Origin of the sequence: Streptomyces sp. NPDC050508 (genome assembly GCF_040655155.1) — a bacterium.
GTDB lineage: Bacteria > Actinomycetota > Actinomycetes > Streptomycetales > Streptomycetaceae > Streptomyces.
Map to the genome: position 1 here is coordinate 413,324 of NZ_JBFAJJ010000001.1, position 11,612 is coordinate 424,935.

General features: G+C 70.0%; 8 protein-coding genes. 7 read left to right on the forward strand and 1 reads right to left on the reverse strand.

The features are described 5' to 3' along the window. Positions 1-50: 50 nt before the first annotated feature. From AB0I69_RS01845 to AB0I69_RS01860, 4 genes are read left to right on the forward strand one after another with little or no spacing between them, the layout of a single operon-like run. Entirely contained in the window at positions 51-1,307 is a 1,257-nt protein-coding gene (locus AB0I69_RS01845; protein ID WP_363093501.1) for a glycosyl hydrolase, read from the forward strand. Continuing rightward, on the forward strand, positions 1,304-3,337 hold the full coding sequence (locus tag AB0I69_RS01850) for an endo-beta-N-acetylglucosaminidase (RefSeq protein ID WP_363093502.1): 2,034 nt from the start codon (positions 1,304-1,306) through the stop codon (positions 3,335-3,337). The genes AB0I69_RS01845 and AB0I69_RS01850 overlap by 4 nt, the downstream gene beginning before the upstream one ends. Before the next feature lie 56 nt (positions 3,338-3,393). Continuing rightward, entirely contained in the window at positions 3,394-6,408 is a 3,015-nt protein-coding gene (locus AB0I69_RS01855; protein ID WP_363093503.1) for a glycoside hydrolase family 38 C-terminal domain-containing protein, read from the forward strand. Positions 6,409-6,455: 47 nt separating this feature from the next. Further along, positions 6,456-6,923, forward strand: coding sequence for a DUF4231 domain-containing protein (locus AB0I69_RS01860; RefSeq protein WP_363093504.1), 468 nt, complete (start codon positions 6,456-6,458; stop codon positions 6,921-6,923). A gap of 146 nt (positions 6,924-7,069) precedes the next feature. On the opposite strand, the gene AB0I69_RS01865 is transcribed toward AB0I69_RS01860, so the two are convergent. After that, positions 7,070-7,798 (reverse strand): FadR/GntR family transcriptional regulator, encoded by a 729-nt coding sequence (locus tag AB0I69_RS01865; protein ID WP_363093505.1) that lies wholly within the window; start codon positions 7,796-7,798, stop codon positions 7,070-7,072. Between the two features lie 163 nt (positions 7,799-7,961). Between AB0I69_RS01865 and AB0I69_RS01870 the strand changes: the two genes are divergently transcribed. The 3 genes from AB0I69_RS01870 to AB0I69_RS01880 are packed head-to-tail and all read left to right on the forward strand — an operon-like array spanning position 7,962 to position 11,567. Continuing rightward, positions 7,962-9,044, forward strand: coding sequence for a sugar ABC transporter substrate-binding protein (locus AB0I69_RS01870; protein ID WP_363093506.1), 1,083 nt, complete (start codon positions 7,962-7,964; stop codon positions 9,042-9,044). Next, positions 9,041-10,546, forward strand: coding sequence for a sugar ABC transporter ATP-binding protein (locus AB0I69_RS01875; RefSeq protein WP_363093507.1), 1,506 nt, complete (start codon positions 9,041-9,043; stop codon positions 10,544-10,546). Before AB0I69_RS01870 ends, AB0I69_RS01875 begins: the two co-directional genes overlap by 4 nt. Next, positions 10,539-11,567: an ABC transporter permease gene (locus AB0I69_RS01880; RefSeq protein ID WP_363093508.1), complete on the forward strand. Its 1,029-nt coding sequence runs from the start codon at positions 10,539-10,541 to the stop codon at positions 11,565-11,567. Before AB0I69_RS01875 ends, AB0I69_RS01880 begins: the two co-directional genes overlap by 8 nt. Positions 11,568-11,612: the final 45 nt, after the last annotated feature.

Below are 11,612 nucleotides of genomic sequence, written 5' to 3' on the forward strand. Positions count from 1 at the left end.
CCCACGCGCGCCGACTTCCCCCACGTACGCACTACAGAACCAGGATCCCGATGTCTTCTGCCGTGCGCTTCGGCGTCAACTACACCCCCAGCAAAGGGTGGTTCCACCACTGGCTCGACTTCGACCTCGACTCCGTACGCGCCGACCTCGACTCGATCGCCGAGCTGGGTCTCGACCACGTCCGCGTCTTTCCGCTGTGGCCGTACTTCCAGCCCAACCGGACCCTGATCCGGCCCAGGGCCGTGGAGCAGCTCGTCCAGCTCGTCGACGCGGCGGGCGAGCGCGGGCTCGACGTCAACGTGGACGGTCTGCAAGGGCACTTGAGCAGTTTCGACTACCTGCCGGCGTGGACCCGCACCTGGCATCGGCGCAACCTCTTCACCGACCCGGACGTCCTCGACGGCCAGGCCGCCTATCTGCGCACGCTCGCCGCCGCCCTCGCCGACAGGCCGAACTTCATCGGCATGACCCTCGGCAACGAGGTCAACCAGTTCTCGGCGGGCCCGCATCCGGACCCCGACCGGGCGACGGAGGACCAGATCGACGCCTGGCTGGAGCGGATGCTCGCGGCCTGCTCGGAGGGTGCGCCCGGCAAGCCGCATCTGCACGCCGAGTACGACGCGACCTGGTACCAGGACGACATGCCGTTCACCCCGGCCCAGGCCGCCCGGCACGGAGCGATGACGGCCGTGCACTCCTGGGTCTTCAACGGCACCGCCCAACGCCACGGCCGTACTTCCGTGCCGAGCGAACACCACGCCGCGTACCTGATCGAGCTGAGCAAGGCCTGGGCCGAGGAACCGCACCGGCCCGTCTGGCTCCAGGAGGTCGGCGCACCCCAGCCGCTCGTACCCGCCGAGCACGCGGCCGACTTCGCCTCCGCGACCATCGCCAACGCCCTTGACTGCCCTGACCTCTGGGGCATCACCTGGTGGTGCTCGCACGACGTGTCACGCGACCTCGCCGACTTCCCCGAACTCGAATACGGGCTGGGCCTGTTGACCAACGACCGGCAACCCAAGGACATCGCGTTGGTGTTGGCGGAGGCGGCCCGCGAGCCCTCGTACGCGCCCGCCACCCGCACCACGGCGCTCGTCGTACCCGCCGATCCGTCGGTCCGGTCGGTCTGCGGTCCCGGTGGGCGGGTCTTCGACGCGTACTTCCGACTCGTCGCCGACGGTGCCCGCCCGGCGACCGTCCTCGACGCGCGCGCGGACAACAAGGACCACCTCGCCGCGCGCGGCATCACCGAAGTCGTCACTCCCGACCAGGTACTCCCCACCCCACAAGGAGGCACCAGCTCGTGAACTCCGGACGCCCCACCAGACGCACGGTCCTCCTCGCCGGCGCGGCGGCCACCCTGCTGCCCCAACTGCCCACGCCCGCCTTCGCCGCCTCGCCGGCCGCCACCAACACCAGTCAGCCGTACGCCAGTTACTGGTACCCGGACTCCCTCCCCTCCGGCACCCCGGGCACCGGCATCACCTGGAACAGCCTGAAGACCTGGACCGCCGCCTCGGACGCGGACCTCGCCTTCAACACCGCCGCCGTCCCTCTGGCCGCACGCTTCACCCCGACCCCCGCGAACAGCACCGCCCGCTCGGGCCAGGCCCGCATCCAGTCCCTGGTCTCCTTCGGACCGACGTCGAGCAACCCCTCCCAGGGCGCGGCCACCGCCGACTACTACGCGCTCACCCACTGGTCCTACCTCGACGAACTCGTCTTCTGGGGCGGCTCGTCCGGCGAGGGCATCATCCTCGCCCCCAACGCGCCCATCGTCGACGCCGCCCACCGGCACGGCGTCCCCGTCCTCGGCAACATCTTCCTGCCACCCGTCGCCTACGGCGGACAGCTCCAGTGGACCCGTGACCTGGTCCAGAAGGACTCCGCCGGGCACTACCCGCTGGCCGCCCAACTCGTCGCGGTCGCCGCCGCGTACGGCTTCGACGGCTGGTTCGTCAACGCCGAGACCAGTGGCGGGAACACGGCACTCGGTACGGACATGCAGGGCTTCGTGGGCGAGTTGACGTCCCTCGCCGCCGCGCAGGGACAGCGAGTCACTTGGTACGACGCGATGACCGTGAACGGGACGGTCAGCTGGCAGGGCGCGCTGAACAGCTCGAACCAGGCGTTCTTCCAGGCCGCGAACGACATGTTCATCGACTTCCGGTGGAGCACGAGCAGCCTCGCCGCGTCCGGAACCACGGCTGACGGGTTCGGGCGCAGCCGCTACGAGTTGTGGGCCGGCGTCGACGTCGAGTCCAACGGGTCCAGTACGTCCGTGAGTTGGGACGCGATGATGCCGACGACCAAGGCGCACATCACGTCCATCGGCTTCTACCGGCCCGAGTGGACCCGCAACCACCTGCCCGCGAGCCGCACCCCGGGCGACTTCCACGCGGCCGACGACCGGTTCTGGACCGGCCGCTCGCTCGACCCGTCGACGCCGGACAGCACGGACACCTGGCGGGCGCCGGCCGTGTCGGTCGCGGACCGGTCGACGGTGGGCGGCGCGCTGCCGTTCGCGAGCGTCTTCAACACCGGGCACGGGCTGCGGTGGTACGAGGACGGGGCGGTCACCTCGGACGTGGCATGGAACCACCTGGGGCTCCAGGACCGGCTGCCGTCCCGGCGGTGGGTGGTGCGGACGGCCGGGCAACGGCCCACTGTGACCTTCGACTTCGCGGACGCGTGGCACGGCGGCAGCAGTGTGCTGGTCTCGGGTGTACTGGATCAACCGACAACGGTGGACCTGTACGGTTCACAGCTGCCGATCGGTGTTGACTCGGTTGTCGACCTGACGTTCCGCACCGACACCGGCAGTGTGAACGTCGAGCTGGCCGTCGCCACCGCCGAGCCGAGCGCACCGGGTTCGACACCGCCGTACACGTATCTGCCTGTGAACTCGGGCAACGGCTGGCAGACGGTGACCGTGCCGCTCACAGGGCTCTCCGACACGCTGCATGCGATCGGTGTACGGCTCACCGCGGCCGACACGAGCGGGAGCACTGTGAACTGGCGGCTCGGTGGACTCGCTGTTCGCGATGTCAACGACACCCAGCCGCCCGCTGCCCCCTCCGGTTTGCAGATCACCGCCGCCACCGGCGGCGACCTGCGTTTCGCCTGGGACGCCGCGCCCGGCGCCGTACGCCACTACACCCTGCACCGCCTCCTGCCGGACGGCACCCGGCGCTTCCTCGGCGGCACCTGCCAGCGCGCGTTCTTCGTCGGCGGGCTTCAGGCCGAACAGGGTGAGCAGGCGGCGGGGTTCGAACTGCGCGCGACAGGGGAGCTGTACACAGCGTCGGCCCCCGTGACCGTCACGCACACCTGGTAACACCCGCTTGGCACCACCCGTGACCCAACCCGCAACCGAGCTACGGAGCACCCCACATGCATGACGACCGCAGCCTGGTCGAAGCCCGCCTCAAGCGTGTCCTCGAAGAGCGCATCCGTCCCGCCGTGTACCCCGAGTCCGTGCCGCTGGAAGTCGCGGTGTGGCACGCGCCCGGTGAGCCGGTGCCCGTCGCCGAGGGGCTCGCCGCCGTACCCGAACCGATCGAGGTGGGCGCCCGGTGGGGTGCTCCCTGGGGAACCAGTTGGTTCCGCGTCACCGGGACCGTCCCGGAGGAGTGGGCCGGGAAGACCGTCGAGGCGTTGCTCGACCTCGGCTTCGACGAGAACATGCCCGGCTTCCAGTGCGAGGGCCTCGTCTACCGGCCCGACGGCACCCCGGTGAAGGGCCTCAACCCGCGCAACCAGTGGGTCCGGATCGGCGCGCCCGTCGCCGGCGGCGAGGAGGTGCGGCTGTACGTCGAGGCCGCCTCCAACCCGGTGGTCATGGACTACCACCCGTTCGTGCCGACCCAGTTGGGCGACAAGGAGACCGCCGGCAGTGAGCCCCAGTACACGCTCACCCGCATGGACCTCGCCGTCCTCGACGAGAACGTCTGGCAGCTCGTCCTCGACCTGGAGGTCGTCGGCGAGCTGATGGCCGAGCTGCCGGTGGACTCGGCCCGCCGCTGGGACCTCCTGCGGGCGATCGAGAGGGCGCTGGACGCCGTGGACCTCCAGGATGTCAACGGCACGGCGGAGCACGCCCGTTCACAGCTCGCGGCCGTGCTGTCGACGCCCGCTGTCCCGTCCGCGCACCGCATCAGCGCGATCGGACACGCGCACATCGACTCCGCGTGGCTGTGGCCGCTGCGGGAGACGGTCCGCAAGGTGGCGCGCACAACGTCCAACATGACGGCCCTACTTGAAGACGAGCCCGACTTCATCTTCGCCATGTCGCAGGCCCAGCAGTGGGCCTGGGTGAAGGAGCACCGGCCCGAGGTGTGGGCGCGGGTCAAGAAGGCGGTGGCGGACGGGCGGTTCGTGCCGGCCGGTGGCATGTGGGTGGAGTCGGACACCAACATGCCGGGCTCGGAGGCGATGGCCCGTCAGTTCGTGCACGGGAAGCGGTTCTTCCTCGACGAGTTCGGCATCGAGAACGAGGAGGCCTGGCTGCCCGACACCTTCGGCTTCGCCGCCGGACTCCCGCAGATCATCAAGGCCGCGGGCTCCAAGTGGCTGCTGACACAGAAGATCTCCTGGTCCCAGACCAACAAGTTCCCGCACCACACCTTCCGTTGGGAGGGCATCGACGGCACCCGGATCTTCACCCACTTCCCGCCCGTCGACACCTACAACTGCTCCATGCAGGGCCGCGAGATCGCCCACGCGGCACGCAACTTCAAGGACAAGGGCGTCGCCCGCCACTCCCTCGCGCCCACCGGCTGGGGTGACGGAGGCGGCGGCACCACCCGCGAGATGGTCGCCAAGGCGGCCCGCCTGCGCGACCTCGAAGGCTCCGCGACCGTGGCCTGGGAGACCCCGAAGGAGTTCTTCGAGAAGGCCGAGGCCGAATACCCCGAACCACCCGTCTGGGTCGGCGAGTTGTACCTCGAACTCCACCGTGCCACCCTCACCAGCCAGGCCAAGACCAAGCAGGGCAACCGCCGCAGCGAACACCTCCTGCGCGAGGCAGAGCTGTGGGCGGCCACCGCCGCCGTTCGGGCCGGATTCCCGTACCCGTACGAGGACTTGGACCGGATCTGGAAGACGGTGCTGCTCCACCAGTTCCACGACATCCTGCCCGGCTCGTCCATCGCCTGGGTGCACCGCGAGGCCCGCCGGACGTACGAGCGGATCGCCGCGGAACTGAACGGCATCATCGACGCGGCCCAGCGCGCGCTGGCCGGGGAGGGCACCAGGACCCTCGTCTTCAACTCGGCGCCCCACACCCGCGAAGGCGTCCCCGCCGGCGGCGCGCAGACCCCGGCCGTCCAGGGCGAGACGGCACTCGCGTCCCGGGTTGGCGGCGGGCACGTACTGGAGAACGGCTTGCTCCGCGTCGAGGTCGATGCCCGGGGCCTCGTCGTCTCGGCCTACGACATCGAGGCCGACCGCGAGACCGTCGCCCCCGGCCGAGCCGCCAACCTCCTCCAACTCCACCCGGACTTCCCGAACATGTGGGACGCCTGGGACGTCGACGAGTTCTACCGCAACACGGTCACCGACCTCACGGACGCGGACGAGGTCGTGGCCGACGGGAACGCCGTGCGGATCGTACGGTCCTTCGGCGCGTCCCGGGTCACCCAAGTGCTGTCCCTCGCCCCGGGCGAGCGGCGGCTGCTCATCGACACCGAGGTCGACTGGCACGAGACCGAGAAGTTCCTCAAGCTCGCCTTCCCGCTCGACGTGCACGCCGAACGCTACGCGTCCGAGACCCAGTTCGGGCACTTCCACCGCCCCACGCACACCAACACCTCATGGGAGGCGGCCAAGTTCGAGGCCTGCAACCACCGCTTCGTCCACATGGAGGAACCCGGCTGGGGCGTCGCCGTCGTCAACGACTCGACGTACGGCCACGATGTGACCCGTACGGTCCGCAGCGACGGCGACAACGGTACGACCACCACGGTCCGCGTCTCCCTCCTCCGCGCCCCGCGCTTCCCGGACCCCGAGGCCGACCAGGGCGTCCACCGTTTCCGGCACGCACTGGTGCCGGGCGCGGCCATCGGCGACGCGGTGCGCGAAGGCTGGCGGATCAACCTGCCCGAGCGGCAGGTCACGGGTGGGCAGGAGGTCGCTCCGCTGGTGAGCGTCGACCGGGACGCGGTCGTGGTGACGGCGGTGAAGCTGGCCGATGACGGGAGCGGTGACGTCGTCGTCCGGTTCCACGAAGCGCACGGGGGACGGGCCAGGGCGACACTGACGGTGGACTTCCCCTTCGACTCCGTGGAGGTCACCGACCTGCTGGAACGTCCGTCGGCCGACGCCGAGGAGGTAATCCGCGAGGGCGGTCAACTGGCTTTGAGGCTGCGCCCGTTCGAGCTGGTGACGCTGCGGTTCGGACGCTCCTGACCCGGTACGGCTTTCGCCGACGGCCGTGATCGCCCGATGATGTGGCGATGAGACGAAGAACGGCCGTCGGCCAGGCCTGGGCCTCCCAACCCGATCCTCTACTGGGGCTTGCCCGGCAGGAGTTGGAGTTCTACGCGGGGGCGTGCGACCGGGCGAGGTGGCTGCACTACACGACGGAACTCGGCGCTCTCGCCGCCACGTCCGCGACGGTCGTGGCGGCGGGCCTGCACGCACCCGCCTGGCTCACCGCCCTGATCGCGGGCAGCGCCGTCTTCTTCACCGGCATGCGCCAACTCTTCAGCCCGGGCTCGCGCTGGGTCCTGGCCGCACAGGCGCGGGAGGGCCTGCGGCGGGCGATCGACCACTACCTGCTGCTCCCGCAGGCCGAGCGCGACGCGGACGCACGGGCCGCCCTGCACCGGGCGATCGACGAGGTGGGCACCAGTGAACTGCGCGGATGGGCAGAGGTCCAGGGGCAACGGGGCGAACCGCCGTTGCCCGCCTCCGGCGGTTGAGGGCTGGGACAGGGCGCATTTCCGCTGCGGGTGCGTGGGGGCTGGTCATGCCCGCGCGGCGGAGCCGCGTATCGATTGTCCGCTGTTCGCCGTAGGCCCGCGACGACCAGCACGGCCCGGATGTCAGGGCGTCTGAACCCCTGTTCCTAGGGGGCGAGTTGCGCCCGCAGCCACTCCTCGACCTCGCCCACGTGCGAGGCCGCCGCCGCGCGTGCCGCCTCCGGGTCGCGGGCCACCAACGCCCGGTGGATGGCGGCGTGTTCGCGGCGGGTGCGGGCGAAGGCGCCCTCCTCCTGGTAGCCGCGCCACACCCGGGCGCGGAACGTCCTGGACGACAGGCCCTCCAGGATCGCGGCCATGGTGTCGTTGCCGGCGGCGGCGGCGATCTCGCGGTGGAAGGCGAGGTCGTGGGCGAGGATCTCCTCGGGGTCGTCGGTGGCGTTCATCGCCGTGAGGTGCTTCTCGACCTCGGCCAGCTGGTCAGGGGTGATGCGGGCGGCGGCCAGCGCCGTCGCCGTCGACTCCAGGATGCGGCGGACCTCCAGCAGCTCCACCAGACCCGGGCCGCGCGAGAGGTCGGCGACGACACCGAAGGTCTCCAGCAGGTCGCCGGCCTCCAACTGCGTGACGTAGATACCCGAACCGTGCCGCGCCTCCAGCACGCCGAGCACCGTGAGCGCGCGGATCGCCTCGCGCATCGAGCTGCGGGAGATGCCCAGTTGGGCCGCGAGATCGCGCTCGGTGGGCAGCCGCTGGCCCGGCTCCAGGCGGCCCTCGCCGATCAACGCCTTGATCGAGTCGATGGCGCGCTGCGTCACCGTGCCCTTCGGTGCGGCGGCCCCCGGTTCCGTCTCGCTCGGCAGGGTCTCGTCCACGCCACTCCTCCTGTCGCCGGTCCGCGCAGTCTAGTCACGGATGTGGTCCGACCACTACGGCCAGAAACCGCGAATTTTTGGCTCCTGAGGGTGTTGTAGCCCCGAAGTGGTCTGATAAATATTCCGGCAACTGCTCGAACACGCTCGATGAGGAGCCCGACAGATGGCCGGCAGCACAGTGCGGAACGGACGGCAAGGCAGGCGATTGACCGCGTGGGCGGTGCGTGTGACGGCAGCTGCCGCGTGCGGCACCCTCGCGCTCACGGCATGCGGCAGCACCAAGGACACCGGCGCGTCCAGCACCGGCGGCGGCACCGGCAAGGTGGGGGTGATCCTGCCCCTGCTGACCTCGCCGTTCTGGCAGTCGTACAACGACTACGTGCCGAAGATGGCGAAGTCCGAAGGTGTCCAGGCACTGAAGACGGTCAACTCCAACAGCGACCCCTCGCAGCAGATCACCGACATCAACAACGAGCTGAACCAGGGCGTCAAGGGCCTGGTCGTCGCCCCGCTCGACAGTGCCGCCATCGAGGCGGGTCTCGACCAGGCCGAGCGCAAGGGCGTGCCGGTCGTCGCCGTGGACGTGGCGCCCGACAAGGGCAAGGTCGCGATGGTCGTGCGCGCCGACAACGTCGCGTACGGCGAGAAGGCCTGCGAATACCTCGGGGCGCACATCACCAGCGGCAAGGTCGTACAGATCATGGGCGACCTCGCCTCGGTCAACGGCCGTGACCGGTCGGAGGCGTTCAGGGCCTGCGTCAAGAAGAAGTACCCGAAGCTCAAGGTCCTGGAGATCCCCGCCAAGTGGGAGTCCGACACGGCCGCCTCCAAGCTCGACACGCTCCTCAACGCCAACCCTGACATCAAGGGCATCTACATGCAGGCGGGCGGCGTCTACCTCGCGCCCACCCTCCAGACCCTCAAGTCCAAGGGCATGCTGAAGACGGCGGGCAAGGCCGGGCACATCGTGATCGTCTCGAACGACGGCATCCCGCAGGAGTTCGACGCGATCCGCAAGGGCGAGATCGACGCCACGGTCTCCCAACCGGCCGACGCCTACGCCAAGTACGGCATGTACTACATCAAGGCCGCGATGGCGGGGAAGACCTTCAAGCCCGGCCCCACCGACCACGACTCCACGATCGTCAAGCTGCCCAGCGGCATCCTTGAGGACCAACTGCCCGCACCCCTGGTCACCAAGGACAACGTCGACGACCCCAAGCTCTGGGGCAACACGGTCAAATGAGCACTTCAGTGACCACTCCGCTGGTGGAGGCGGAGGGAATCGTCAAGCGGTACGGCCCCACCGTCGCCCTCGCCGACGGCCGACTGACCGTACTGCCCGGCGAGTCCCACGCCCTCGTCGGCCGCAACGGCGCCGGCAAGTCCACCCTCGTCACCGTCCTCACCGGACTCCAGGCCCCCGACGAGGGCACGGTCCGCTTCGACGGCGAGCCGGCGCCCCCGCTCACCGACCGCGACGCCTGGCGCGGCAAGGTCGCCTGCGTCTACCAAAAGCCCACGGTCGTCCCCGAGTTGACGGTCGCCGAGAACCTCTTCATCAACCGTCAGCCGACCTCCCGCGGCGGTGTCATCAGCTGGCGCCGCCTCCGGACCGAGGCCGCCGAACTCCTCGACACCTGGGACGTGCGCGTCGACCCGGAGGCGCGTACCGCCGACCTCAAGGTCGAGGACCGCCAAATGGTGGAGATCGCAAGGGCGTTGAGCTTCGGCGCCCGGTTCATCGTTCTCGACGAGCCGACCGCGCAGCTCGACAACCGGGAGATCGAGCGGCTCTTCACGCGCATGCGCGCGCTCCAGGAGTCGGGCGTCACCTTCCTGTTCATCTCGCACCACCTCCAGGAGGTGTACGAGGTGTGCCAGACCGTCACGGTGCTGCGCGACGCCCGCTGGATCACGACCGCACCGGTCGCCGACCTCCCGCGCCGGGCCCTGGTGGAGGCCATGGCGGGGGAGTCGATCGCCGAACTCGAAGTCCAGCTGAGGGAGTTGGACACCGAGGCGCCCGTCCTCCTCGACGCGCGCGGGCTCACCTCCGAGTCGTACGAGAACGTCGATCTCACCGTCCGCCGCGGCGAGGTCGTCGGGCTCGCCGGATCCAGCGGCAGCGGCAAGATCGAGCTGGCCGAGTCCTTCACCGGGCTGTACACACCGACCGGCGGTACCGCCCAACTCGACGGCGAGGCACTGCCGTTCGGGGATGTGCAGGCTTCCCTGAAAGCCGGTGTCGGATGCGTGCCGCGCGACCGGCACGGTCAGGGACTGGTCTTCGGCATGTCCATCGGCGACAACGCCACCATGACGGTCCTGGACCGGCTCGGCCGCTTCGGGTTCGTCGGCACCGACCGCAAGCGCGCGTTCGCCACCGAGCTGATCGACCGCCTCGACATCCACACCGAGGGCCCCGAACAGCCCGTCTCCGACCTCTCCGGCGGCAACGCGCAGAAGGTCGTCATGGCCCGCGCGCTGGCATCCGACCCGAGGCTGCTGGTCCTCATCAACCCCACCGCGGGCGTCGACGTGAAGTCCAAGGAGTCACTGCTCGCCCGCATGGACAGCGCCCGCGACGACGGCACCGCCGTGCTCGTCGTCTCCGACGAACTCGACGACCTGCGGCGCTGCGACCGCGTCCTCGTCCTCTTCCACGGCCGTGTCGTCGCCGAGCACCCGGCGGGCTGGCGCGACCACGAGCTGATCGCCTCCATCGAAGGAGTGGACCATGGCTGACACCAAGGCGGCCCCGCCGCTCGCCGCCCCACGCGCCACCGGGGCGGGCTCGGCCCGGACGGTTCTGCTCCGCCGGGCCCGCGAACTCGCCCTCGTACCGGCCCTGTTGGTGCTCCTGGTGCTCGGCGCGATCGTCAACGACTCGTTCCTCACCGAACGGAACCTGATCTCCATCCTGGGCGCCTCCGCCGCGCTCGCGATGGTGGTCCTCGCCGAGTCGCTGATCCTCATCACCGGCAAGATCGACCTGTCGCTGGAGTCGGTGGTCGGCATCGCGCCCGCCATCGGCGCCCTGCTGGTTCTGCCGACCGCCGAGTCCGGCTGGGGCACGGAGTGGGCGGCCCCGCTCGCCCTCGTCGCGGTCCTCGTCGTCGGCGGGATCATCGGCGCCTTCAACGGCATCCTCGTGGTGAAGTTCAAGCTCAACGCCTTCATCGTCACCCTCGCCATGTTGATCGTCCTGCGCGGTCTGCTGGTCGGCGCCACCAAGGGCAAGACGCTGTTCGGGATGCCCGACTCCTTCTTCACCCTGGCCACCAGCACCTTCCTGAACGTTCCGATGTCGGTATGGCTCGCGGCGATCTGCTTCGCGGTCGCCGGGTTCGTGCTCAAGTACCACCGCGTCGGACGCGCCCTGTACGCGATCGGCGGCAACCAGGAAGCGGCCCGCGCGGCCGGAATCCGCGTCGACCGGATGCTCCTCGGGGTGTCCGTCGTCGCCGGTGTCCTCGCCTCGGTGGGCGGGATCATGCAGACCGGCTACGTCGGTGCGATCAGCGCCAACCAGGGCAACAACATGATCTTCACCGTGATGGCGGCGGCGGTCATTGGCGGCATCAGCCTCGACGGCGGCAAGGGCACCATGTTCGGCGCCCTGACGGGCGTACTCCTCCTGGGAGTTGTCCAGAACCTCCTCACCCTCGCCCAGGTCCCGTCCTTCTGGATCCAGGCCATCTACGGCGGGATCATCCTGGTCGCCCTCATGATCGCCCGCGTCACCACCGGCCGCGCCCAGGACTGACCCCACCGGTCTCCGGCACCCGCACGGCACCGGATCCCTGTACCC

Coding starts and splice junctions, on each gene's coding strand:
- AB0I69_RS01870 (WP_363093506.1), top strand. CDS start 7,962: ATGGCCGGCAGCACAGTGCGGAACGGACGGCAAGGCAGGCGATTGACC.
- AB0I69_RS01855 (WP_363093503.1), top strand. CDS start 3,394: ATGCATGACGACCGCAGCCTGGTCGAAGCCCGCCTCAAGCGTGTCCTC.
- AB0I69_RS01860 (WP_363093504.1), top strand. CDS start 6,456: ATGAGACGAAGAACGGCCGTCGGCCAGGCCTGGGCCTCCCAACCCGAT.
- AB0I69_RS01845 (WP_363093501.1), top strand. CDS start 51: ATGTCTTCTGCCGTGCGCTTCGGCGTCAACTACACCCCCAGCAAAGGG.
- AB0I69_RS01880 (WP_363093508.1), top strand. CDS start 10,539: ATGGCTGACACCAAGGCGGCCCCGCCGCTCGCCGCCCCACGCGCCACC.
- AB0I69_RS01875 (WP_363093507.1), top strand. CDS start 9,041: ATGAGCACTTCAGTGACCACTCCGCTGGTGGAGGCGGAGGGAATCGTC.